The sequence below is a fragment of the Corynebacterium ciconiae DSM 44920 genome (assembly GCF_030440575.1).
In the GTDB taxonomy this organism is placed as follows: domain Bacteria; phylum Actinomycetota; class Actinomycetes; order Mycobacteriales; family Mycobacteriaceae; genus Corynebacterium; species Corynebacterium ciconiae.
The window spans coordinates 153,237-177,026 of record NZ_CP047189.1 but is presented as its reverse complement, the minus strand read 5'-3'; the positions used below and the strand labels follow the sequence as shown (position 1 = coordinate 177,026).

The 23,790-nt window shown below is 63.9% G+C and carries 19 protein-coding genes; 11 read left to right on the top strand and 8 right to left on the bottom strand.

Translation table 11 applies throughout. The features are described 5' to 3' along the window. The first annotated feature begins 103 nt into the window (after positions 1-103). Positions 104-703: a superoxide dismutase gene (locus CCICO_RS00745; RefSeq protein WP_018018535.1), complete on the top strand. Its 600-nt coding sequence runs from the start codon at positions 104-106 to the stop codon at positions 701-703. Between the two features lie 143 nt (positions 704-846). Here CCICO_RS00745 and CCICO_RS00740 read toward each other — a convergent pair whose 3' ends face one another. Continuing rightward, positions 847-1,710 (bottom strand): GDSL-type esterase/lipase family protein, encoded by an 864-nt coding sequence (locus CCICO_RS00740; protein WP_018018534.1) that lies wholly within the window; start codon positions 1,708-1,710, stop codon positions 847-849. 167 nt (positions 1,711-1,877) lie between these two features. Beyond that, positions 1,878-3,143 (bottom strand): aspartate kinase, encoded by a 1,266-nt coding sequence (locus CCICO_RS00735; RefSeq protein ID WP_018018533.1) that lies wholly within the window; start codon positions 3,141-3,143, stop codon positions 1,878-1,880. 226 nt (positions 3,144-3,369) lie between these two features. Here CCICO_RS00735 and CCICO_RS00730 point away from each other — a divergent pair, with 226 nt between their 5' ends. From CCICO_RS00730 to CCICO_RS00705, 6 genes are all read left to right on the top strand, one after another. Continuing rightward, positions 3,370-4,209, top strand: coding sequence for a DMT family transporter (locus tag CCICO_RS00730; protein WP_018018532.1), 840 nt, complete (start codon positions 3,370-3,372; stop codon positions 4,207-4,209). Positions 4,210-4,478: 269 nt separating this feature from the next. Continuing rightward, positions 4,479-6,296: a 2-isopropylmalate synthase gene (leuA, locus tag CCICO_RS00725; RefSeq protein WP_018018531.1), complete on the top strand. Its 1,818-nt coding sequence runs from the start codon at positions 4,479-4,481 to the stop codon at positions 6,294-6,296. Between the two features lie 457 nt (positions 6,297-6,753). Further along, positions 6,754-8,031 carry an Nramp family divalent metal transporter gene (locus tag CCICO_RS00720; RefSeq protein WP_018018530.1) on the top strand — a complete coding sequence of 426 codons (1,278 nt, stop codon included), beginning with the start codon at positions 6,754-6,756 and terminating at the stop codon, positions 8,029-8,031. A gap of 61 nt (positions 8,032-8,092) precedes the next feature. Further along, the gene (locus tag CCICO_RS00715) at positions 8,093-9,154 is read left to right on the top strand and encodes a hypothetical protein (RefSeq protein WP_018018529.1); all 1,062 of its coding nucleotides are present in this window, start codon (positions 8,093-8,095) and stop codon (positions 9,152-9,154) included. Between the two features lie 60 nt (positions 9,155-9,214). After that, positions 9,215-10,507 carry a MurT ligase domain-containing protein gene (locus CCICO_RS00710; protein ID WP_018018528.1) on the top strand — a complete coding sequence of 431 codons (1,293 nt, stop codon included), beginning with the start codon at positions 9,215-9,217 and terminating at the stop codon, positions 10,505-10,507. Then, the gene (locus CCICO_RS00705) at positions 10,508-11,260 is read left to right on the top strand and encodes a type 1 glutamine amidotransferase (protein ID WP_018018527.1); all 753 of its coding nucleotides are present in this window, start codon (positions 10,508-10,510) and stop codon (positions 11,258-11,260) included. Between the two features lie 101 nt (positions 11,261-11,361). Here the strand turns inward: CCICO_RS00705 and recR are convergent, their stop codons facing one another. The 4 genes from recR to CCICO_RS00685 form a co-directional block, all read right to left on the bottom strand. Further along, the gene (gene recR, locus CCICO_RS00700) at positions 11,362-11,988 is read right to left on the bottom strand and encodes a recombination mediator RecR (RefSeq protein WP_018018526.1); all 627 of its coding nucleotides are present in this window, start codon (positions 11,986-11,988) and stop codon (positions 11,362-11,364) included. A gap of 152 nt (positions 11,989-12,140) precedes the next feature. Then, positions 12,141-12,470, bottom strand: coding sequence for a YbaB/EbfC family nucleoid-associated protein (locus CCICO_RS00695; RefSeq protein WP_018018525.1), 330 nt, complete (start codon positions 12,468-12,470; stop codon positions 12,141-12,143). 52 nt (positions 12,471-12,522) lie between these two features. After that, entirely contained in the window at positions 12,523-14,775 is a 2,253-nt protein-coding gene (locus CCICO_RS00690; RefSeq protein ID WP_018018524.1) for a DNA polymerase III subunit gamma and tau, read from the bottom strand. 23 nt (positions 14,776-14,798) lie between these two features. Beyond that, a complete protein-coding gene (locus CCICO_RS00685; protein ID WP_018018523.1) occupies positions 14,799-15,728 on the bottom strand; it encodes a 2-dehydropantoate 2-reductase in 930 nt (309 codons plus the stop codon). A 96-nt stretch (positions 15,729-15,824) separates the two neighbouring features. On the opposite strand from CCICO_RS00685, the gene CCICO_RS00680 reads away from it, so the two are divergent. After that, a complete protein-coding gene (locus CCICO_RS00680; protein ID WP_040357150.1) occupies positions 15,825-16,538 on the top strand; it encodes an aldose epimerase family protein in 714 nt (237 codons plus the stop codon). 78 nt (positions 16,539-16,616) lie between these two features. On the opposite strand, the gene CCICO_RS00675 is transcribed toward CCICO_RS00680, so the two are convergent. Further along, positions 16,617-17,648, bottom strand: a complete 1,032-nt coding sequence (locus CCICO_RS00675) for an aspartate-semialdehyde dehydrogenase (protein WP_018018521.1) — start codon at positions 17,646-17,648, stop codon at positions 16,617-16,619. A 108-nt stretch (positions 17,649-17,756) separates the two neighbouring features. Further along, on the bottom strand, positions 17,757-18,716 hold the full coding sequence (locus tag CCICO_RS00670) for a LysR family transcriptional regulator (RefSeq protein ID WP_051067221.1): 960 nt from the start codon (positions 18,714-18,716) through the stop codon (positions 17,757-17,759). Between the two features lie 92 nt (positions 18,717-18,808). On the opposite strand from CCICO_RS00670, the gene CCICO_RS00665 reads away from it, so the two are divergent. From CCICO_RS00665 to CCICO_RS00655, 3 genes are all read left to right on the top strand, one after another. Continuing rightward, complete coding sequence (locus CCICO_RS00665) at positions 18,809-20,065, top strand: MFS transporter (RefSeq protein ID WP_156809778.1); 1,257 nt, start codon at positions 18,809-18,811, stop codon at positions 20,063-20,065. A 65-nt stretch (positions 20,066-20,130) separates the two neighbouring features. Next, positions 20,131-22,749, top strand: a complete 2,619-nt coding sequence (locus CCICO_RS00660; protein ID WP_018018518.1) for a multicopper oxidase domain-containing protein — start codon at positions 20,131-20,133, stop codon at positions 22,747-22,749. Between the two features lie 166 nt (positions 22,750-22,915). Beyond that, the gene (locus CCICO_RS00655) at positions 22,916-23,548 is read left to right on the top strand and encodes a DUF6474 family protein (RefSeq protein WP_018018517.1); all 633 of its coding nucleotides are present in this window, start codon (positions 22,916-22,918) and stop codon (positions 23,546-23,548) included. Positions 23,549-23,790 lie beyond the last annotated feature (242 nt).

Here is a 23,790-nt window from a genome sequence, read left to right as displayed (position 1 = left end):
TTTTGTTGCGAAATTCGCATTCTCCCCTATCATGGGTATCGATGTTGCGGCAGCGTGCCGTGACAGCAAACGTCACAAGAAACACCACGAAAGGCTTTCTATTATGACTTACACCCTTCCCGAGCTGGATTATTCCTACGACGCTCTCGAGCCGCACATCGCCGCCGAGATTATGGAGCTGCACCACTCCAAGCACCACGCCAACTACGTCAAGGGCGCCAACACCGCCCTCGAGAAGCTGGCCGCTGCTCGCGAGAACGGTGAGATCGCTTCCGTGGTTACCGCCCTGTCCAAGGATCTGGCATTCAACTTGGGTGGCCACACCAACCACTCCATCTTCTGGAAGAACCTCTCCCCCAACGGTGGCGGCGAGCCCACCGGCGAGCTGGCCGAGGCTATCAACGCCGAGTTCGGTTCCTTTGAGAACTTCAAGTCCCACTTCTCCGCAGCTGCTCTGGGCCTGCAGGGCTCCGGTTGGGCAGTGCTGGGCTACGACCACATCGGTGGCCGCCTCGTAATCGAGCAGCTCACCGACCAGCAGGGCAACATCTCCGCTAACCTCACCCCGCTGCTCATGCTGGACATGTGGGAGCACGCCTTCTACCTCCAGTACAAGAACGTCAAGGCAGACTACGTTGAGGCCGTGTGGAACGTCTTCAACTGGGACGATGTGGCTGAGCGTTACGCCAAGGCAGCCCACTAAGGCTGAATAAGCGCCAAAATTTGTGGCCCCACCCCAAGGAACGAGGGTGGGGCCACAGGTGTATCTCCACGAGGAGAGGCGGGAATCAAAAAACTGCACGCCAAAAGCGGCGTGCAGTGGAACTATGCCCCAGGGGCTGGCACTTAACGCAACACAGCGGCGATGCGCTGGGCCACGTAGCGGGAACCAGCCTCGCTGGGGTGCAAGCCCATATTGTACTTCGGGGTGGTGGTATCGATGCTGCCGGAGACCCAGCGCTGCATATCGGGCACGCAGGTGTGGTGACCGGCGGAACCGGACTTGATATCCACGAAGGTGGCACCGGTCTCGCGGGCTGCCGCAATCTGGTTATCGCGGTTCCAATTTTCCACGTCACGCAGCAGCGGTACGGGCACACCCATCGGAGCATTCGGCACCACATTGACCGCACACAGCATTCCGGAGGTGGGCTCGGTGACCTGCAGCATGCCAGGAATGATGATCTGGATACGCGGAGAGACGCGGCGGATCTGCTTCACGGCATCGCGGATGTCCTTCAGGTAGGCGTTGTGCACGGCCTGGTTATCAAGAATATTGACACCATCGCGAATACCGAAGCCGCCATAGTTGTTCATGCCAGCGGCCAGGACCACGGCACGGGTACCGCTGTGGATATCGCCGACCTGAATGGCGCGGGTGACGCGCTGGGTCGCTACGCGAGAGGTCTCTGCGGTGCAGGACCAGTCAGAAATCGGCGCACCAGCGATCTGGCCGAGCAGACGCGGCGCATTATTCGGGGCCTGCAGGCAGCCCTCGCGGGAGGGGTAGTCGTGATAGATCTGCGGATTAACCCCGCGCAAGGCATTGAGAATCTGGTCCGGGTTGGCAGAGTAGGAATCACCAAAATAGGCGATGTTGCCATTCGGGGCGGCCTCAGCCGCTGGGCTGACACTCACGGCGGTCACCGCCGCCGCGGCAGCGCCCAGCACGATGGCAGTGACCTTCTTCAGGCTTTTCGAGATTCTCATCAGCTATATTTCACCTTTCACGCAGCTCACCCCAGTTGGATGCAATGCGTATGAGAATATCCTGAAAACCACTTGGCCACAAAACTTTTTAACCCACCTCACACAAAACCGCCCGCGGCAGTACATGCCTCGGGCGGTGGGACGGGTTAAAGACGCAGCTACATCCTCTAGCGGCCGGTGCCTGCGTAGACGACAGCTTCTTCCTCGCCACCGAGCTCGAAACGCTCGTGCAGAGCGCGCACGGCCTCGGGCAGGTCAGCCTCGCGAACCAGCACAGAGATACGGATCTCGGAGGTGGAGATGAGCTCGATATTGACTCCCACATCACGCAGAGCTTCGCAGAAGTCTGCGGTGACACCGGGGTGGGACTTCATTCCGGCACCCACCAAGGAGACCTTGCCCACCTGGTCGTCGTAGAGCACATTCTCATAACCGGCATCGACCTGCATTTTCTTCAGCAGCTCCATGGCGCGCGGTCCATCGGCGCGCGGGCAGGTGAAGGTGATGTCGGTCTTGCCATCCTCGAGGGAGGAGACGTTCTGCAGAACCATGTCGATGTTAATCTCTGCATCCGCGATCACGCGGAAGATGCGGGCGGACTCGCCCGGCAAGTCCGAGATCCCCAACACGGTGATCTTTGCTTCCGAGCTATCGGTTGCCACGCCAGTGAGTACTGCTTCTTCCACGGGAATATCCTCCATTGATCCGTCGACGAGGGTGCCAATGTCATTACTGTAGGACGAACGCACGCGCAGCGGCACGTTGAACGCGCGGGCGTACTCGACGCTGCGCAGCACCAAGATCTTCGATCCCACGGCTGCCAGCTCGAGCATCTCCTCGAAAGAGATCTTGTCTAGTTTGCGGGCATTGGGCACGATGCGCGGGTCGGCGGTATACACCCCATCCACGTCTGAGTAGATCTCGCACACATCCGCCTCCAGCGCTGCTGCCAGCGCCACCGCGGTGGTATCGGAGCCGCCACGACCCAAGGTGGTGACATCGCGCGTTTCCTTATTCACACCCTGGAAGCCAGCGACCAGACAGATTTTGCCCTCGGCGAGCGCCTCCTGCACTCGCCCCGGAGTGACCTCGAGAATCCGGGCATTGCCGTGGCGCTCCGTGGTGAGCACACCCGCCTGGGAGCCGGTGAAGGACTGGGCCTTCGCTCCGAAGCTTTCGATAGCCATGGCCACCAAGGCGTTGGAGATACGCTCGCCGGCGGTGAGCAGCATATCCATTTCTCGGGCCGGCGGAACGGGGTTGACCTGCGCCGCTAAATCGAGGAACTCGTCGGTGGTATCGCCCATAGCGGAGCACACCACCACCACATCGTGGCCCTGCTTCTTGGTGGCCACAATACGTTCAGCGACGCTGCGGATGCGCTCCGCGCTCTCCAGAGATGATCCACCATATTTCTGCACAACAAGTGCCACAGGTGCCGTCCTTTCCTTGGCGTAGGGCCCCGCACCATGCTGCTGTGGGTCAGCGAGGCAATTTCTGCCGAAGTATCGGTTTTTCCGCACTCATCGTACATGGCACCCACACTGGGACACTATCGAGTTCACATTCACCCCCACGGTGAGGAGCGCGCCACGCAAGTGGTGCACAACCCGCGTGCCACCACGCCCCTGCCCCACCCCGAGAGATACTCTAAGTGGCGTGCCTAATACCCTGCTTGCCATTATTTTTGCCACCGCGTCCGCACTGACGATCGCGTGGGGCACGGTCGTGCGGCACAACATCGCCGCAGAAGCGCCGGAGGGTCACTCCATCGCCACGGCAATGCGACGCCCCCTGTGGTGGGCAGGGTCATTATCTGCACTAGGCGCCTATGGTCTGCAGGTGGTGGCACTCGGCTTCGGCACCCTGCTCGTGGTGCAGCCCATTTTGGTGTTGTCGTTGATGTTTACCCTGCCGCTATCGGCATACTACGACAAGCACCGTCTCACGGTCGGTGAAATGTTCTGGGCGGGAATTTTGACTGTCTCCGTCTCGGTGCTGGTGATCCTCGGCCGCCCTGCCTCAGGCAATCCTGACCCCTCCCTGCACCGCTGGGTGCTGGCCATCAGCATCGGGGTTGTCGCGTTGGTGGCACTCGACCGCTGGGCGCAACGCCAGATTCGCCGTGAGAAAGCCCTGCTCCTCGGTATCGTGACCGGCGCCGTCTTCGGCTATGTGGCCGTGCTTTCCAAGGCCATCGCCGACATCTTCGTCCACGGCGGCGGAGTCCGCGGCATCGCCACCTCGTGGGAACTCTATGCCCTCCTTGCCTGCGCCGTCATCGGCACCCTCGTGCAGCAGGTTTCTTTCAATGCCGGCGCCTTGAAGAATTCCTTGCCGGCTATGAAAGTCTCCGAGCCGATTGTGGCTTTCATTCTGGGATACGCGGTACTGGGCGAATCCTTCCAGGCCAGCGGCTGGCAGTGGGCATGGATGGCCGTGGCGCTGCTGGCGATGATCGGCTCCACCTTCCAGCTCTCGCGGCTGGGTATTGATTGATGGCGGCGAGGAAGCGTCGATAAGCGCACATAGGCCCCCAATTAGGGGAAAGCCGAGCTGGAATTTCCCAGGAGATGGAACGCTGACGCCCGAATTTGGACGCCGGTGCGGTAATGTATCTCACATGATTCGCGGTAGTCGGGGTTTCCTCCTCCTTAGTCGCCGCGGCGGGTGTTAGCGCTTAAGTTGAACGTTGGCCGCCCCGTCGCGGAGTTTCCGGCGCGGCCAACATCTTCACCCACTTACAGCGAGAAAGCACCCTTATAGTTATGACTATGAACGACACGTTCATCTCCGCCCCCACCGAAATCACCACCCCGAACGGCCCGCGCCCCGAAGGCCAGCCCGCGTGGAATAAGCAGCGCAACTCGACCATGCCGAGCAACCGCTACCAGCCCTACCACGTGGAAGTCGAAGACTTCTCCCTGCCGGATCGCACCTGGCCAGACAAGAAGATGACCGTGGCCCCGCAGTGGTGCGCCGTGGATCTGCGCGACGGCAACCAGGCCCTGATCGACCCCATGAGCCCGGAGCGCAAGCGCCGCATGTTCGACCTGTTGGTACGCATGGGCTACAAGGAGATCGAGGTGGGCTTCCCCTCGGCCTCGCAGACTGATTTCAACTTCGTGCGCGAGATCATCGAAGAGAACAAGATCCCCGATGATGTGACCATCCAGGTGCTGGTTCAGGCCCGCGAACACCTGATCCGCCGCACCTTTGAGGCCTGCGAGGGCGCGAAGAACGTGATCGTGCACTTCTACAACTCCACCTCGATCCTGCAGCGCGACGTGGTGTTCCGGAAGGATAAGGAGCAGATCAAGAAGCTGGCCACTGACGCCGCGGAGCTGATCCAAACCATCGCCAAGGACTATCCGGACACCAACTGGCGCTGGGAATACTCCCCCGAGTCCTACACCGGCACTGAGGTGGCCTATGCCAAGGACGTCATCGACGCCGTCACCGACGTCATGCAGCCCACCCCTGAAAACCCCATGATCATCAACCTGCCCTCCACGGTGGAGATGATCACCCCGAACGTCTACGCCGACTCCATTGAGTGGATGGACCGCAATTTACGTCGCCGCGACTCCATCATCCTGTCGCTGCACCCCCACAACGACCGCGGCACCGGCGTGGCCACGGCAGAACTGGGCTATATGGCCGGCGCCGACCGCATCGAGGGCTGCCTGTTCGGCAACGGTGAACGCACCGGCAACGTCTGCCTGGTCACCCTGGGGCTGAACCTGCTGACCCAAGGCGTGGACCCGCAGATCGACTTCTCCGATATCGCCCACATCCGCCGCACCGTGGAATACTGCAACCAGCTGCGCGTACCGGAGCGTCACCCCTACGGCGGCGACCTGGTGTTCACCGCCTTCTCTGGTTCACACCAGGATGCCGTGAACAAGGGCCTCGATGCGATGGCCGCCAAGCACCAGCCCGGCGCGACCCATACCGATGTGGCATGGGAGGAGCTGCGCGACATCACGTGGGAGGTGCCCTACCTGCCGATCGACCCGAAGGATGTGGGCCGCAACTATGAGGCTGTGATCCGTGTGAACTCGCAGTCCGGCAAGGGTGGCGTCGCCTACATCATGAAGACCGACCACGGTATCAACATGCCCCGGCCGATGCAGGTGGAGTTCTCCTCCGTGGTGCAGGCCGTGACCGATTCCGAGGGCGGCGAGGTGAACTCGAAGTCCATGTGGGACATCTTCTCCCGCGAGTACCTGGACCGGGTCAGCCCCGTGGAGCAGATCTCACTGCGAGTGGATAACGCCCAAGCCGATGGGGAGTTGTCGCAGGTGACCGCGAAGCTGGAGATCAACGGCGAGGAAAAGACCGTCTCCGGTCACGGCAATGGCCCCGTGTCTGCCTACGCCAACGCCCTGGAGCAGCTCGGCATCGACGTGGAAGTACTGGACTACTCCCAGCACGCCCGTACTGCCGGCGATGACGCCGAGGCCGCCGCCTTCGTCTACGCCGATGTCAATGGCCAGCAGGTGTGGGGTGTCGGCGTGGCCGGCTCCATCACTTACGCCTCGCTGAAGGCCGTAACCTCGGCCATCAATCGAGCACTGAGCTAGCGGCTTAGTGGCCTGCGGGATGCGTGAGCCGTGTGGTATGTAGCCTCAGTGCCTCCCACGAAGTGCCGCATCCCCTCCACCTCTAGCCTTGTTCCTTATCTCACCTCTGCGGAGGCAGCGGAGGCATGTGTAAAGCAGAGCGTCTCTTTGCGAGATGCCGATAGCGGGTGCTGCGCCATGCTCTACGAGCACCACCCACGCCTATCGCGCATTCTTTTGGTCCGGCCTTATTTGGCCGTGGTGGCCTCGTGGAAGGAAGCGCTCCAGCTCTGCGGAACGGCGGCCACCTAGGCGGAGTCCATTGTCGAGGCCTTGCCCCCTTGCCCAAAACCTTAGCCGCTCTATGACCGCTCGTAGAGGGGTAGCACTAGCGCTTGGCACTCACCCCCTTTTTTTCTATTGCTTGATAGGATTGTGATTCACAAAACACTTGGGGGATTTGACGAAGGAGGCTCACATGTCTAGCTCTGACACGGCACAGACCACCGCTACGCCACCCACGGATGGCCCTGATCCCAGCGCGAAGTGGCGCGTGATTGGTCCCGGCCTGGTAGCCGCTGCCACCGGCGTGGGCGCCGGCGATCTTGTGGCTACCATGATCGCCGGACAGAAGTTCGGCTACACCCTGCTTTGGGCGGCCGTGGTGGGCGCGATCATGAAGATTGTGCTCGTCGAGGGGGTGGGGCGCTATTCCCTTTCTACTGGGCACACGATTTACACCGGCTGGCGCCGAATTGGCCGCTGGACCAGCTGGTATTTCGCCCCCTACATCGTGGTGTGGGGCTTTGTCTATGGCGCGGCGGCCATGAGTTCCACGGCGCTTCCTTTGGCCGCGCTCTTTCCAGGCACGGACTTAAAATGGTGGGCCATCGGTACCGGCATTCTTGGCTTCATCCTCACCTGGGTGGGCCGCTACGAGTTTTTCGAAAAGATCATCGCCGTGCTGGTGGGTTTGATGTTTCTCACCGTCGTTGGCATCGCCACACTGTCCTTGCAGCACCTGCCCGAAATCTTGGGCGGCCTTGTGCCTCGCATTCCGGAGGGCTCTGGGCTGTATGTGCTATCCCTCGCTGGTGGTGTGGGCGGCACCATCACGTTGGCGGCTTATGGCTATTGGTGCCGTGAGAAGGGCTGGCGCACTCCTGGCTGGATGAAGGTGATGCGTATCGATAACACGGTGGCATATGTGGTCACCGGTATCTTCGTGGTGGCCATGCTGATCCTCGGCGCTGACCTGCTTTACTCCGCGAATGTCGCGGTGGAAAGCGGCGATAAGGCGCTGCTGGGGTTGTCGGATGTGTTGTCGGATCGCTATAACCCCACCATCGGCAAGATCTTCCTCATCGGTTTCTGGGCGGCGAGCTTCTCCTCGGTGCTGGGCGTGTGGAATGGTGTGTCGCTGATGTTCGCCGACTACATCGGCCATCTGCGTAAGCTGCCGGAAAACCACCCCTCCACCACGACGGGTGGTAAGTACTACAAGCTCTACACCCTGTGGCTGACCTTCCCGCCGATGCTGCTGCTGTTCCTTGGGCGCCCGGTGGCGTTGGTCCTGCTCTATGGCGTGCTGGGCGCGTTCTTCATGCCTTTCCTGGGCTTCACCCTGCTCATTCTGCTCAATACTGATGCCACCCCGAAGTGGTGGCGTAACGGCTGGTTCGCCAACACCATGATGGGCATCATCTCTGTGGCTTTCGTGGCGATCTGTATCAACCAGATCATGGGCTACTTCTAATCCGGCGTGGCCGAGCCCTGTTCCGCGGGGAGGCGGTGGTTGTGGTTTAGCATAGGAGCCTATGAGTACCGGTAACCATCATCTTTCCCGCGAGGAGCGCAGGGCGCGTCGACAAGCCGAGCTCGAGCGGGCCCCCTATGTGGTTGCCACGGTGCACACTTCCGGCATTCACCCCAGCTCGGCGCGGATGGTGGCCATCGATCTGGCTACGTTCACGCCCACGGGCGAGCTCGACGAGCACGTGCATCACGTGCTTAATCCCAAGGCCGATCCCGGCCCGCCGCATCTGCACGGGCTGAGCAAAGAGGAGGTGGCTGCCGCGCCGACGTTTGCCGCGGTGGCCAAGAGTATCTGCCGTATGATCGACGGCCGCACTCTGATCACCTTCGATATGGCGTTGACGTGGGGGTTCATTGTTTCGGAGTCGAAGCGGGCGATCGCGCATAACCGGCGCGCCCAGGCCCCGAAGCAGCGGCGCCGACGCGGCGGCAAGCGCAACCGCTCCAACTTTGGCCATGTGCCCAAGCCGGTGGCGATCATCGATGTTCTCACCACCGTGCGCCGCACTGGCGCCACGATCGAGGATGAGCGGCTGCGCGGCGTGACCCGCCAGTGGGGGCTTTCCGACGCCTCCCCCCACGCAACGCCGGAGCGCGCACAGATCCCTGAGGCCGAGTTTTCCTTCGAATCCACCCAGCTGACGTGGGATCTTTACGCTGCTCTGAGCGATCCGGTGAGCTACCAGACCGAGGAGTTGAAGGCGGATCGCTGCGGCCTGCAGCGCACCGTCTTGCGCGTGGATGCCGCCCACACCGCCCCCACTGCGGATAATCCCGGCGCCTACCAGCCAGGCGGGGCCCTCGAACCTGGCATGGAGGTGGTGCTCACCCCTCAGATCGAGCTGCCGGATACCGAGATCATTCAGGCCGCCCTGGATGCGGGGCTAAGCTACAGCGAGAAGCTGGGCCGCGGGTCCTCGCTGGTCATTTGCAACCACACCCGTGACCTCAAGGGCAAGGCGATGCACGCGCAGCGCAAAAACATTCCCCTCATGGCCGATACCGCGTTTGTCGAACTCGCCCGCGCCACGGCGGCCGCCGCCGAGCACCCACACAACAGCTAGCCACGGCCGCGCGGAGGCGCTACCCCTCGTGGCGGCGGTTGAGGCTACAATTTCTTAACCATGAGCATCAACCTTCCTCGGCCCCTTCGCCGTCTGCGTGCCACTGTGGCCACGACGGCAGCCTCAGCAGCCACTGCGGCCTCGCGTGCGACCGGCCGCGGCGCCGGCGGCATGATCGGCGGCCTGGTGGCCAATGCGATCGACCCCACCATCATGTCCACCGTGGGCAAGGACCGCCCCACTGTGTTGATCACCGGCACCAACGGCAAGTCCACCACCACTCGCATGACCGCCAACGCGCTGCGTAGCCGCTACACCGTGGCGACCAATGATGGTGGCGACAACATGGATGCCGGCATCATTTCCGCACTCATGGCCGGCAAGGATGCCAGCCACGTGGTGTTGGAGTGCGATGAGCTGCATGTGCCGAAGGTGGCGGATCGGCTACACCCCACGGCCCTGATTCTGCTCAACCTCACCCGCGACCAGCTGGACCGGGTGGGCGAGATCAACAAGCTCGAGCGGGCCCTGCGCGCCTGCATCGAGGCCCACCCTGAGATGACTGTGATCGCTAACTGCGATGATGTGCTGGTCACCTCTGCGGCTTTCGACGCCGAGAACGTGGTGTGGGTTTCCGCCGGCGCCGGCTGGATCGGCGATTCTGTGTCCTGCCCGCGCACCGGCTCGCACGTGGTGCACAATGGCGATGATTGGTACGCCACCAAGCCGCTGGCGGATGGCCGCGAGTTCCGCCGCCCCGAGCCCACCTGGGTAGTAGATTCCGAGGCGCTGCGCACCCCGATGGGCGATACGCCCTTGGATCTGAAGCTGCCGGGCAACGCCAACCGAGGCAATGCGGCCCAGGCGATCGCGGCTGCAGTGAGCTGCTTCGATATCAGCCTCGATGGCGCCCGCAACGCGGTGGAAGAGGTGGATAATGTGGCGGGACGCTACTCCACCATCGAGTTCGAAGGCCGCGAGGTACACATGCTGCTGGCCAAGAACCCTGCCGGCTGGCAGGAGGCGCTGTCCATGCTCGATCGCGATGCCGATGGCCACGTGATCGCGGTGAACGGCCAAGTGGCCGACGGTGAGGATCTTTCGTGGCTGTGGGATGTGGTCTTCGAGAACTTCGAGGGCTTGAAGGTGCACGCCGCCGGCGAGCGCGGCACTGACCTTGCGGTCAGGCTCAAGTACGCCTCGATCAACCACGATCTCATTCACGACCCCGTGGAAGCCATCCGCGCCTGTCCAACCGGTCGGGTGGAGGTGCTGGCCAATTACACAGCATTCCGCGATCTGAAGAAGGCCCTAGAACGTTCCGCGCAGGCAGCCAAGGAAGGAAACGAGTAAATGACTCTCACTATCGGACTGCTGCTACCGGATGTGTTGGGCACCTATGGCGATGATGGCAATGCCCTCGTGCTGCGCCAGCGCGCCCGCCTCCGTGGCATCGACGCCGAGGTCACCCGCATCACCTTGCAGGACGCCATCCCGGATTCTTGCGACCTTTATTGCATCGGCGGCGGCGAGGATGCCGCTCAGATTCTGGCGGCGGAGCACCTACGCTCCCAAGGTGGTCTCACCCGCGCCGCGGAGAAGAAAACGCCGATTTTGAGCATCTGCGCTGGTTTCCAGGTGCTGGGCGAGTCCTTCCACGCCTCCGGCGGGGTCCACGAGGGCTTGGGGCTTATCGACGCCACCACCTCGCAACTGCAGAAGCGGGCCATCGGCGAGGTGGAGGCCACCCCCTCCGCGGTCCTCACCGAGCAGATCTCGGATGCTCTGCGCATTAGCGGCACCTCGAGCCTGAGCCTGAGTGGCTTTGAAAACCACATGGGCTCCACGGTGCTCGGCCCGGATGCTCAGCCGCTGTGCTCGATTTCCCGCGGTATCGGCAACACTGATTCCGGCCACGGGGCCGGCTGTGACGGTGCCATCCAGGGCACCGTGATTGCCACCTATATGCATGGGCCGTTTTTGGCCCGCAATCCGCACATCGCGGATCTCCTGCTTGCTCGGGCGATGGGCGTGGAGTTCACTGATCTCGAGCCCTTGGTGCTCGATGAGGTCTCGCAGCTGCGCGAGGAGCGCCTCGAAGGCTAGCGCAGCACCGCAAGGGCTCCACGGCCACCACAGCGTTGTCACGCCCGCGAGGTGATGTGTCTTCACCCGCGGGCGTGCTGGTGTGTAGAAGCGGGGCGCGGCTAGAGCCGGTGGCGGCCGGTGAGCGCGCGGGAGAGCGTGAGCTCATCGACAAACTCAAGGTCGCCGCCCAGCGGCATTCCGGAGGCCAGCCGCGATATGACGAGGTCGGGGAAGTCGCGCAGCAGCCGCGCCAGATACGAGGCTGTGGCCTCTCCTTCTGTGTTGGGGTCGGTGGCGAGGATCACCTCGTTGATATCGGGGGCGGGTTCGCCCTCACGATCCTCGAGTACCCCTCCGATGCGCTGCAGCAGCTGCGACACGGTGAGGTCTTTCGGGCCCACATTGTTGAGCGGGTCGAGCGCCCCGCCGAGCACGTGGTAGCGGCCCTCGTATTCCCCGGTGCGCTCGATCACTTGGATGTCTTTGGGTTCTTCCACCACGCAGATCACGCTCGGGTCGCGCTGCGAGTCGGCGCAGATGCGGCACACCTCATCGCGGGAAACATTGCAGCAGATGCGGCAGAAGGTCACTCCCCCACGCACCGCACCGAGGGCGTTTTGTAGGCGTTCTACATCCTCGGGGTCGGTGTTGAGCAGGTGAAAGGCGATCCGCTGCGCGGATTTCGGCCCCACTCCTGGGAGCCGAGAAAGCTCGTCGATGAGATCTTGGAGCGGGCCTTCGAACATGCGGGGTGAGTGTCCTTCGTGTGCCGGTACAGGCGCCGGATGGGGCCTGCAGCTAATGATTCAGGGATGTGCTGGCGGCGGTCTGGGAACAGACAAACACCCCGCACGGCGGCGGGGCGAGTGCGTGTGCCAGACAGCGGCGGAGGCGGATGCTAGCCGAGCATGCCGTCCAAGTCACCGCCGAAGCCGGCGTTTTGCAGCGGGCCCATCTTTTCCTCGGCCACATCGGAGATGCGCTTGTGGGCGTCTTCCAGTGCCCCCACGACGAGGTCCTGCAGGGTCTCTACATCCTCCGGGTCCACGACCTTCGGGTCAATGGCGACGGCGGTGATGTGGCCGGCACCGTTCATGGTGGCCTTCACCAAACCATTGCCAGCCTCGCCGACAACCTCGGTGGCCATAATCTCCTGCTGCGCCTGCTGCAGCTGCTCCTGCATCTGCTGGGCCTGGGCGAGAATCTGCTGCATATCGGGCTGAGTCATGGTTGTTGCCTTTCTTCGGGGTATCGGATTCGCCCCAACGAGTCTAGACGTTTTATACCAGCTTCGCTCCCAGCTGCTCCTGCAGCAGCTCGATGGCCACAGTGCGCTGGTCACGCCGATCGGCGCTGCCTTCGCCCTCGGCGGCTTCGCGGGCGAAGGACTCCTCCACATCCTCCTCGCTTTCCTCCACCGGCGGGCCCGGGGTGGGCGTCGGCATGCTCGGGGGTGCCTCGTGCTCGGGGGCGGCGTCGTCCGGCTCGGGTTCGGGTGGCAGCGGCACGGAATCCGCCATCCCCGCATAGGGATCGCGGCCGCTGTAGTCGCTGGGCTCCTCCGGCTCGGGCGGTGGGGGCTGCTGACCAGGCCGGGCATAGGGGTTACCGCGCGCTGCGCGTTCCTGCCAGCGTCGCCGCGGCGGCTCGGGCTTCTTCTCTGGTTCGGGTTCGCGTACCGGGGCGGTGGTGCCGGGCTCGGGCGGTAGCTGCGGGGCTACCCAGCCGCCGGGGGCGCGCGGCTCGGGGCGGGCGGGTTCTTCTTCCTCGGTGTCGGCGTCCGCAGTGTTTTCGCTCGCTGCTGTGCGCGCGGGCACGCGGGTGCCGATCACGCAGCTGACCGTCACCTGCGCGCCGGTGACCTGGGTGATTGCCTGGGCGATCACCTCGGCATGCTCCGGCGCGGACAGCCGTGTCGCGAGCGCCCCAGTGTGGTGGCCGAGGGTGAGCGCCTCGGGGGTTTCCTCCAGCACCCGCGCCTCGGCAATCATCACGCCAGTGCGGGCATTGGCCTCAAAGATCGCGCGGCGAATCTCCGGCCACTGCTCGACGATGCTCTGCTGGTGTTCTACAACGCTTGTCGACGCCTCCTCCCCGGCCTCCTCCCGCTCCGGCTCCGCCGCAGACTCCGCGGCAGGCTGGGCCTGCGGGGCCTCGGATTGGGCCACCTCCTGTGGGGATTCGGTCCGCGGGGACTCAGCCTGCCGCTCGCGCTCCTGCTGCCGTTGCTGCCGCTCGCGCTCCTGCTGCCGTTGCTGCCGCTCGCGCTCCTCCCGTTCGCGCTGTTCGCGCTCTCGCTGCTCGCGCACGGACTTGCGCTCAAAGCGGCGCGCTGGCTTTTTCTCCTCACTGTCCGAGCTGCCGCCCCGCGCAGGCGCAGCAGGGCTCGCTGGGGCTGCGGCAGCCACACTCTCGGCGCCGCTGATGCTGCCGGCGGCAGCGGTGGGCAGCATGAGCTTGGCACACATCACCTCGAGCAGCAGCCGAGCGGAGGTAGCTCCGCGCATATCGCTGAGGCCATCGTTGGTAAGCGCGGCCATGCGGGCAAGCTGATCGGGGCTGAAGCGCGCCGCCTGTTCGCTTAGGACCGCTTCTCTGCCAGAGGGCACATCCACCAGCCCGTGGTTCATGGCGTCGTGCACGGTGCGCACCACCATGAGGTCCCGCAGGCGATTGAGCAGGTCGAGGGCAAACTGACGGGGCTCAAAGCCGCCTTCAATCACGTCGTCCACCGTGGCGAACATCGCCGCATAATCTTCGCTTGCGAGTGCCTCGACGGCGGCGTCGAGAAGCGAATCATTGGTCACCCCGAGCAGCGCCACAGCCTGCTCATAACTGAGCCCATCCGGGCCGGCGCCGGCGAGTAGCTGGTCCAGGATGGACAGCGAATCACGCGGGGAGCCACCACCGGAACGGATCACCAGTGGGTACACGGCATCGTCGACCTGCGCCTGCTCGGCCTCTACGGTGCGCTCGAGGAGCCCGCGCATCGCCATGGGAGTGAGTAGACGGAAAGGATAGTGGTGGGTGCGCGAGCGGATGGTGTTGATCACCTTCTCCGGCTCGGTGGTGGCGAAGATGAAGATGAGGTGCTCTGGGGGTTCTTCCACGATCTTCAGCAGCGCGTTCGAGCCCTCTGTGGTGATCATGTGGGCCTCGTCGATGATGAACACCCGGTAGCGGGATTCCGCTGGTGCGTAGTAGGCGCGATCGCGCAGTTCACGCATATCATCCACGCCGCGGTGGCTGGCGGCGTCGAGCTCGGTGACGTCGAGGTTGCCGGGCCCGCCTGGGGCTAGGGACACGCACGAGGGGCACACCCCACACGGGGTGGAGGTGGGGCCATTGACGCAGTTGAGGGAGCGCGCCATGATGCGCGCCGAGGAGGTTTTACCGCAGCCCCGCGGCCCCGAGAACAAGTAGGCATGGTTGATGCGGCCGGAGTCCAGCGCCACCGACAAGGGTTGGGTGACGTGCTCCTGGCCGACAACTTCTGCGAAGGACGCGGGACGGTACTTGCGATAGAGAGCCACGGTAGGCAAGTCTACCTGTGCGCCTAGCGCGCGCGATGCAGATGCCGCGCCACATCATAGGCGAAGGTGGCGGCCGGTGCCGGCACTTTAGTCTCGGCGGCTAGGCGCACTACTGCCCCGATTTGGGCGTCGAGTTCATTGGCTTTGCCTGCGGCGTAGTCGCGTTGCATCGAGGTGGTCGCGGCCGCGGGGCTGGCGTCGACAAAGCTCATGGTGCGCTCCACCACGTCCTCGCCGAGGTGGACGCCATGGGCGCGGCCGACGCGCGCGAAGTCCTCCACCACGGCCTGCAGGTCGCGCCGGTAGGTGCTGCGCAGCTCACCGATGGGGGCGTTAAAGATCGCGCCCAGCACCCCGCAGCTGGCCACGAACATGGACTTTTCCCAGATGTCTACCCAGATATCTGAATGAACGATCGCGGTGATCCCGGCGCGCTGCAAGGCCTGCTCGAGTTGGCGGATGGTGTGGGCGTGCGGCCCGGCGGCGCCACCGCCTTCCCAGGCGCCGAAGGTGAGGCTGAGGGTGCCGGGATGCTGAGTGATCTCCCCGGGCGCCTCGTAGTGGATGAAGGTGCGCACCACGGCGGGGATGATCCGCTCAGCGCCGATGATCTCGGCGGCACGGTAGGGCGCCTCCACCGAGTTGTGGGTGGTGAGCACCGGCACCCCGGCGGGCAGTCCGGTGAAGGCTTCCTCCCAGTCGCCAGCGCGCAGGGCCTTGGTGGCCACGATGATCAGGTCGAGCTGATCGGCGTGGTCGATCTCGTCGAAGCTGGCCACGGTGGGCACCTGGGTGACGGTGGTGCCTTCGGGGGTGTGGAAGGTCAGCCCGGTGCTGCGTAGCACGTCGAGGCTGGCGCCGCGGGCGAGGAAGGTTACGTCTTCGCCTGCCCGATAGAGGCGGACTCCGTAGCCGCCGCCGATTGCTCCTGCTCCCACGATCGCGATTCTCATGCCCGTCATCGTAGCTGTCGGCAGCGCGGGTGGATGTGCGTGAGGGTGGCGTCGATAAGCGTGCGGGGGCCTGTGGGCGGGCTAGACTGAGGTGTTATGAGTCATCAGACGAGTCTGTCCATGCCGGCGGGGCGCGGCCATCTTGAGTCCGCGCGGCATAGTAGCGGTGAGCTGCTGTTTATGTCCACGCTGGCGGATTTTAGCGAGAATAGTTCGATTCGTGGCGGGGTGCCGGTGATTGCGCCGTGGTTCGCTCAGGATCTGGGCCACGATGAGCTGCAGCATGGTTGGGCGCGGCGCATCCCGTGGGAGGTGCAGGACACTACCGGCGGTATCGACGCGCGCTGCAGCCACGACGGCTGGGATCTGCGCTTCTCGGCGCAGCATACGCAGCAGGGTTTCGCGTTGATGCTGCGCGCGCACAACCTCACCGAGTATCGCCGCCCCATTCAGCTGGCGTTTCACCCCTATTTTTTGGTCGAGGATGTGACCGATACGCGCGTGGAGGGCGCAGGCCGCACCTGGCTTTTCGACGCCACCCCCACCGACGAGCGCGTCGCCGCCGAGGAGTACTCCCCCTTCACTATTAGCGACCGCTCCCGCACCCTCACCATCACCTCCCAGGGCACCGATCATGTGGTGGTGTGGAATCCGGGCGAGGCCGCCGATGAGAACATCGGGGATCTCCAGCCCGGCGATTGGCGCCGTTTCGTGTGCGTGGAGCCGGCGTTGCTGGGGCCGGACTCGACGGGCCATTCGGTGGGGCCGGAGGATTGGGCCTCCATTGGGATGACGGTGAAGGTGAGCTAGACACCCCAGAAAAAGCGGGAGCCACCGGCCGAGCCTGTGCGGGCTCGTCGGTGGCTATCGCATATGTAGAGGCGGTGCTTAGACCAGCAGTTCCGCGATCTGGATGGTGTTCAGTGCTGCGCCCTTGCGCAGGTTATCGCCGGAGACTACGAGGATCAGGCCCTTGTTATCGTCCACGGTCTGGTCCTGGCGGATACGACCCACCAGCGAGGGGTCGGTGCCGGCGGCGGCCAGCGGGGTGGGCACATCCACCAGTTCCACACCGGGGGCATCGGCCAGCAGCTGCTTGGCGTCTTCCACGGTGAGAGGGTTATCGAACTCGGCGTGGATGGTGAGAGTGTGGCCGGTGAACACCGGGATGCGCACGCAGGTGCCAGAGACCCGCAGCTCGGGGATTCCGAGGATCTTGCGGGATTCGTTGCGCAGCTTCTGCTCCTCGTCGGTTTCGAGGGAGCCATCATCCACCATGTTGCCGGCCAAGGGCACAGCATTGAAGGCAATGGGCGCCACATAGGGGCCAAGGTCCGTGGGGTTGAGCACGGAGCCGTCGAGCGCCAGCTGTTCGGCGGAGCCATCCACCGAGCGGGTCTGCTCGGCGAGGGCCTGCACACCGGCGAGACCGGAGCCAGAGACGGCCTGATAGGAGGAGACGTGCAGCACCTTCAGCCCAGCCTTATCGTGCAGGGGCTTGAGCACCGGCATCGCGGCCATAGTGGTGCAGTTGGGGTTAGCGATGATGCCCTTGGGCACCTCATTCTTGGCCTGCGGGTTCACCTCGGAGACGATCAGCGGCACCTCGTCATCCTTGCGCCATGCGGAGGAGTTATCCACCACGGTGGCGCCGGCCTCAGCGAACAGCGGGGCGTACTGCTTGGAGGTGGAGCCGCCCGCGGAGAACAGAGCAATATCGATGCCCTGCAGGGATTCCACGGTTGCCTGGGAGAGGTCCTCGACCTCCACGTCCTTACCGTCGTAAACAAGGGTGGTTCCGGCGGAGCGCTGAGAGGCGAAGAAGCGAATCGTATCCAGGGGGAAGTTGCGCTCTTCGAGCAAGGTGCGCATCACGCGACCGACCTGGCCAGTGGCGCCAACTACTGCGACAGTCGTCATGGAAAATCAGCCGCCCTTTCTTAAGACGGTAGAGGACATACAGTGGCTCTTCATCGTACGCGGGCACACACCTTAAGCCAATGATGTGGCCGTTTTTCGGGTGCAATCTCACACCCCATACCCCGGCGAGCCCAGATCTGCAGGATCCTCGCCGTGGGCGGGGATGCGCTCGAGCACCCAGCGCCGGAACTGCTCGGCCGCGGGCGTGAGCTCCACGCCCGTTCGCCACACCACTCCGAGCTCGCGGTAGCAGGCCGGGCGCAGCGGGCGCAGAATGAAACCCTGCTGAGCTGTCCCGCCGGTCAGGTAAGGATCATTCATCGGCAGCAGCGCCACCCCCAGCCCAGCGCTCACCAGCCCGGCCACGGTAGATAGCTCCATGGAGTCGAAGGCCACCGGGGCGGTGATGCCAGCCTCGGCCACCAACTCATCGAGCAATTGGCGGGTGCCATAGCCCAGTTTGGTGGCGATGAAGGCCTGCCCATCCACCTCCTGCATGGTGATCGGCTCTGGCCCCGCCGCGGCCAGGGGGTGCCCGAGCGGGCAGGCCACCGCCAAGGGCTGGCGGTAGAGCTGGCGCCAGTGCAGCTCGGCGGCCTCGGCGCCGCGGGGCTGCGGCCCCACCAAGGCGAGATCCGCCTCGTCGGCATGCACCCGCTCAATCAGCGCCGAGGCGGGCCCTTGGTGCAGGGCAAAGTGCACCCCGGGGTGGGCGCGGCGATAGTCGCGGATGAGATCCGGCACCATCCAGGTGCCGAGGGAGTGCATGAAGTCCAGGCGAATGGTGCCGTGTTCTGGATCGAGCAGTCGGGAAATGTCCAAACGGGTGGCGTCATAACGTGCAATGATGGCCTCGGCGGCGCGGCGCAGAGTGTCCCCGCGGGTGTTGATCACCAGGGTGCGGCCGCGGCGCTCGAAGAGCTGGGCGCCCACCTCGCGTTCGACGCGCTGCAAGACGCGAGTGACGGTGGGCTGCGCCATGCCGAGCTCATCGGCGGTGGCGGTGATGTGCTGATTGCGGGCGATGGCCATAAATACCCGCAGATCCTCGATACTGAGTGAACTCATGGGCCCCTCCCCGAGATTCATGCACATTTCGCATGGAACTGAACTATTTTCTACATTTTACTAATTATCGCTGGCGGCGCACCATAGTGTGCATGTCCGCCACACCCCGCACCCGCCCCGCAGACGCCACCCCGGCCGCCGCCCCCTCAACCGCAGCCGCGCTACCACCCGGCCTCGAGCGCAACGACCCCGATTATCGCCGCGCTCTCACCGCCACTCTCGCGGCGGGCCTTGCGGCCTTCAACACGCTCTACTGCACCCAGGCGATGCTGCCGCGGCTGACCACCGCCTTCGACATCACCCCCACGATCAGCGCGCTCACGGTCTCGGCAGCAACTGGGGCGCTGGCGCTGTGCGTGGTGCCGGCCTCGATCCTCTCGGAGCGTTTCGGCCGAGGGCGAATCATGACAGTCTCATTGATCGCGAGCATCCTCATCGGCCTGCTGCTTCCCTTTTCTCCGAGTGCGACGTGGCTGATCCTCGGCCGCGGCATTCAGGGCGCGATGATCGCAGGGGTTCCCGCAGTGGCCATGACGCTACTCTCGGAGGAGCTCGCCCCCGCCGCGCTGGCAAAGGCGATGGGCGTCTATATCGCCGGCACCTCGCTCGGCGGGTTGTCTGGTCGCCTCATTCCTGCCGGCGTGCTAGAGCTGTCCACGTGGCGGTGGGCGCTCGGGGCCAATCTGCTCTTCGCGGGGATCTGCGCGGCGATTGCGATCATTGCCCTGCCCACGCAGCGACGCTTCCAGCCCAAGCAGCTGCGCCTCGGCAACGAGCTGGAGGCCATGGCAGCACACTGGAAAAACCCCCGCCTCGCGGGCCTGTTCCTTATTGCCGGTTTGGCCATGGGCGTGTTTGTTTCGCTCTATAACTATGTGGGCTTTGTGCTCATTCACGATTTCGGCTTAAGCGAAGCCCTCGTGGGTGTGGTGTTCATTCTGTATCTCGCGGGCACGTGGTCCTCGGCGCGGGCCGGGGTGTGGAGCAGTAAATATGGCCCCGGCATCACGCTGGTGTTCGGCGCCGGCGCCTCCCTCCTGGCGCTCGTGGTGTGCTTGGCGCCGCAGCTGGGGGTGCTCATCGCCGCGATGCTGGTGTTTACCGCAGCCTTCTTCATTGTTCACTCCACCGCCTCCGCATGGGTGGGCCGCACCGCCACCGACAACCGCGCCGAGGCCTCGAGCATGTATGTGGCCTGCTATTACCTGGGCTCCTCGGTATTCGGCTGGCTCTCGGGCCTGCTCTTTGATGCCACCCACTGGACTGGGCTGATTCTGGGATTGGCGGCAGTCAGCACGATCACCCTGGGCATCGGTCTCGCGCTCTTGAGCGCTTCTCGACGCCCCTAGCCACCAGCACCCACCTGCCCAGGCCCTAGTTGGAGGCAGGATTTTCCACGGATAAACTCGTGGCTATGAATGCTGGTGTGCTTCCCCTGCCCACTCCGTCGACACGCGCCGATACCCGCAGCCGACGCGGCAGACAGCAAGCACTGCCAGCGACCCTCTGGCTGATCGCGCTCGTGATCATCTCCCTGGCGCACCCCTTTATCCCCCACAACCAGTGGATACTCACCCACACCTTCACGCTGGGGGTGTTGAGCAACTCCATTCTCATCTGGTCCTGCCAGCTCAGCGACCAGCTGCTCCACCTGCGCCCCAGCCCCTCCACGTTCCGCACGAGGGCGTGGATCATCGGCGGGCTCAACCTTGGCATCGTGGCGGTGCTTGTGGGCCAGCTGCTCACCCCAGAGCTGGAGTGGGACGCCCCGCTACTCAGCCTCGGCGCGGTGGTGGTGACCTGCAGTGTGCTGGCCAACGCCGTGCATCTGATCCTGCTGCGCCGTGGCACTGACTCTCCGCGGCGCTTCGGCGCCTCCCTCTGGCTATTCGCGCTGGCCCAGGCATTATTTGCCTATGATCTCCTCGATACCGCCTTCATCCACCTCGGCACGCTGAGTGCAAAAACCGCCTCCACCGCCGCCCTTGGCCATGTGATCACCAATGTCTTCGGATTTGTCGGGCTGACCGCCGCCGGCGCCGCCGCGCTGCTCTTTCCCACGATCTGGCGGGCACAAGGCAACTTCGGCGCCGATAACGCCATCGCTTGGATACTGGGATCCGGCAGCGTGCTGGCTATCTGCGCGCTACGGCTACACTCCGTTCTGCTTATCGGCCTCGCCCTCGCGATCTACGGGGTGGGCTGGCTGATTCGCTGGCTCAGCTGGATCCCTGTGATGCGCAGCGTGTTCGCCGCTCCGAGGGATCGCATCACGTTCTCCTCTCTTGCGCTGGCCACCGCCCCACTCTGGCTCATCGGCTCCCTCGCCGCGATGAGTGCCTCCCTCCTGGGCGGCACTATCCCGGAGCTACCAGTGCTGCCACTGCTGGTGGGCTTCGCCGCCCAGCTGCTCATCGGCACCCTCTCCCACCTTTTGCCCAGCATGCTCGGCGGCGGCCCTGCCGCAGTGCGCGCCGGGCTTTATCGGCTCCAGGCCGCGGGCCTGCTGCGCTGGACGCTACTCAATGGCGGGCTGCTCATCTGGATCCTGCCTGGGAGCTCGAGTTGGTTGAAGGTAGCCGCCTCGATCCTGGCCACCGGCGCCCTCGCGGCTTTTCTTCCCCTGCTGCTGAGTTCTCGGCGCCGCCAGCGGGCCGTCCTCGCTGGCCGGCTCGAGGGACCAGCCCCGCGCACCCACTCCCCCGCCCAGCAGATCACGGCAGGCTTGGCGATTCTGGCCCTCGTAGCCAGCCTCGTCGGCATGCAATCCTCCCCTCGCATGGCGCCCGCCCCCACATCAGGGCCGGTGGCAGAAAGCGGCACGACTGAGCTCAGCGTGGATGCCCACGACATGCGCTTTAGCCCCGCCACCCTCGAGGTGCCGAAGGGGCATCGGCTCCTGCTCACGGTGCGCAACACCGACCCCCATCAGGCACACGACCTCGTGCTCGCCACCGGCCAGGCCACGGGCCGTATCCCCGCTGGCGAATCAGTACAGCTGGACGCTGGGGTCATCACCGCCCCGGTGGAGGGCTGGTGCTCGATTGCGGGACACCGGCTGCAGGGCATGACTCTGCAGATCACTGTGGCTGGCCAGCGCACCAGCGCCGATGGCCACGCCTCCGCCCACGGCGAGCACACCCCCGCCGCCGCAGCAGACACACCTACCCAGCCGGAGAAGATCGATCCGGCCATGGTGGCCGATCCCGAGCTGGCGGCCGCGCCGGAATCCTCGGTGCACCGCCACACCTTTGAGATAAGCGAAACCGAGTTCAGCGTTGATGGTCGCACCCGCGGGCGGTGGACCTTCAACGACCAACTCACCGGCCCTACCCTGCGCGGGCGGGTGGGCGATATCTTCGAGATCACGCTTCTCAACCACGGCTCGATGAACCACTCCATTGATTTCCACGCCGGCATGGTCAGCCCCGATGAGGTGATGCGGGAGATCGCCCCAGGCGAGCAGCTGCAGTATCGTTTCCGCGCCGAGCACGCCGGCGCTTGGTTGTATCACTGCGGCACCGCGCCGATGTCACTGCACCTCGCTGCCGGAATGTTTGGTGCCGTCATCATCGACCCACCCGATCTGGCACAGGTGGATCACGAATACATTCTGGTGCAATCCGAGGTTTATGGGCTGAATACCACGGCGGCGCATCCGGTGGATGAGGCGAAGCTACAGGCACTGCACCCGGACGCCACGGTATTTAATGGCCTCGAGTTCGGTTATGTTGCCGCCCCTCTTGCTCTGCGCAGCGGTGAGACCGCCCGCTTCTGGGTGGTGAATGCTGGGCCGAATATCGCAACCAGTTTCCACATCGTGGGCACGCAATTTCACACAATGTATAAGGAGGGTGCCTATCAGTTGCGCGATGCCGCCGGCGATGGCGCCGCCCAAGCCCTAGACCTGCTGGCCGCTCAAGGAGGGTTTGTGGAGGCGCGTTTTCCCGAGGCCGGCACCTACACTTTTGTTAATCACCAGTTCATCGACGCCGAGCGCGGGGCGAAGGGCCACATTATTGTGAGCGATTAGTGATGCATCGCTTATCGACGCCACCCCGCTCACCTGCGCACCGCTGCGGGAACCTGAGAAACCACACTGTAGACTTGGGCGCAGAAATAGATGAGGCACGGTATTCTCACCGGCAGAACACAACGCCGCTGCATCCCCGGCGGCACAATGCAACAAGGAGTTCAGCATGGGTTTGTTCGGCTCAATCCGAAAGGCACGCTTAAAGTCCAAAGCCGAAATCAAGGCCGCTAAGGCGCGCGCCAAGAAGGAGGCGAAGGAGGCCGCCAAGCTGGAGTACAAGCGCGATAAACTGCTGGCTAAGCAGGAGAAGAACCTGCTCAAGGCTGATCGCAAGGGTATGAAGGATAAGCGCAAGCACGAGCGTAAGCGCGCCCAGCAGGAGCTGGATAAGCTCAAGGCCGGCAAGTTCAATAAGAAGAACGCGAAGCGCTACGCCGGTTTCGCCCGCACCCTCGCACCGCTGCTGCTGCCGCTGGTCTACCGCGGCATCACCTGGGCAAAGGAGCAGCGCATCCAGCAGCGCTCTCGCAAGCTGGGGGTGGCCCCGGATCAGCTCGCCCAGTTCAACGGCCACGGCGCACCACTCAAGGCCCGCATCGCAGGCATCAGCACTAACCTGGAGCAGTCCTCCCTGCCGCGTGGATTCAAGATGGATGTGGATGACCGCCTCAAGGAGCTCGACGCCGCCGTGGATAATGCGGAGTACATGACTGTGGAGCAGCGTCGCCGTTCCCATTCCTCCATTAACCGCGACCTCGACCAGATCATGCAGGAAATTAATTCCAAGCTGAAGTCTTAAGTCTTAGTGAGGCAACTCACCTCACTTCCCAGCCCCGCCGCCCCTCTCCTTCCAGAGGAGAAACGTGCGTGGGCTGGTTTTTTCTACCCCCTTTGTTCCGGCCTGCTTAGGCTGCGCTCAGCGATTATGAATGGTGTTCTCATATAAAATTCCTTCCCAAGCTGTTTTCTCTGCGGAATTACTTCGAAAAAACATTTCTTCTTGTAGCATTGGCAATGGGTAGCGGGTGGCGCTGGTTATGC

Bases quoted from the DNA above. Each gene is read 5' to 3' on its own strand.
- CCICO_RS00745 (WP_018018535.1), top strand. From the start codon at position 104: ATGACTTACACCCTTCCCGAGCTGGATTATTCCTACGACGCTCTCGAG.
- CCICO_RS00740 (WP_018018534.1), bottom strand. From the start codon at position 1,710: ATGAGAATCTCGAAAAGCCTGAAGAAGGTCACTGCCATCGTGCTGGGC.
- leuA (WP_018018531.1), top strand. From the start codon at position 4,479: ATGACTATGAACGACACGTTCATCTCCGCCCCCACCGAAATCACCACC.
- CCICO_RS00720 (WP_018018530.1), top strand. From the start codon at position 6,754: ATGTCTAGCTCTGACACGGCACAGACCACCGCTACGCCACCCACGGAT.
- CCICO_RS00715 (WP_018018529.1), top strand. From the start codon at position 8,093: ATGAGTACCGGTAACCATCATCTTTCCCGCGAGGAGCGCAGGGCGCGT.
- CCICO_RS00710 (WP_018018528.1), top strand. From the start codon at position 9,215: ATGAGCATCAACCTTCCTCGGCCCCTTCGCCGTCTGCGTGCCACTGTG.
- CCICO_RS00705 (WP_018018527.1), top strand. From the start codon at position 10,508: ATGACTCTCACTATCGGACTGCTGCTACCGGATGTGTTGGGCACCTAT.
- recR (WP_018018526.1), bottom strand. From the start codon at position 11,988: ATGTTCGAAGGCCCGCTCCAAGATCTCATCGACGAGCTTTCTCGGCTC.
- CCICO_RS00695 (WP_018018525.1), bottom strand. From the start codon at position 12,470: ATGACTCAGCCCGATATGCAGCAGATTCTCGCCCAGGCCCAGCAGATG.
- CCICO_RS00685 (WP_018018523.1), bottom strand. From the start codon at position 15,728: ATGAGAATCGCGATCGTGGGAGCAGGAGCAATCGGCGGCGGCTACGGA.
- CCICO_RS00680 (WP_040357150.1), top strand. From the start codon at position 15,825: ATGAGTCATCAGACGAGTCTGTCCATGCCGGCGGGGCGCGGCCATCTT.
- CCICO_RS00675 (WP_018018521.1), bottom strand. From the start codon at position 17,648: ATGACGACTGTCGCAGTAGTTGGCGCCACTGGCCAGGTCGGTCGCGTG.
- CCICO_RS00670 (WP_051067221.1), bottom strand. From the start codon at position 18,716: ATGAGTTCACTCAGTATCGAGGATCTGCGGGTATTTATGGCCATCGCC.
- CCICO_RS00665 (WP_156809778.1), top strand. From the start codon at position 18,809: ATGTCCGCCACACCCCGCACCCGCCCCGCAGACGCCACCCCGGCCGCC.
- CCICO_RS00660 (WP_018018518.1), top strand. From the start codon at position 20,131: ATGAATGCTGGTGTGCTTCCCCTGCCCACTCCGTCGACACGCGCCGAT.
- CCICO_RS00655 (WP_018018517.1), top strand. From the start codon at position 22,916: ATGGGTTTGTTCGGCTCAATCCGAAAGGCACGCTTAAAGTCCAAAGCC.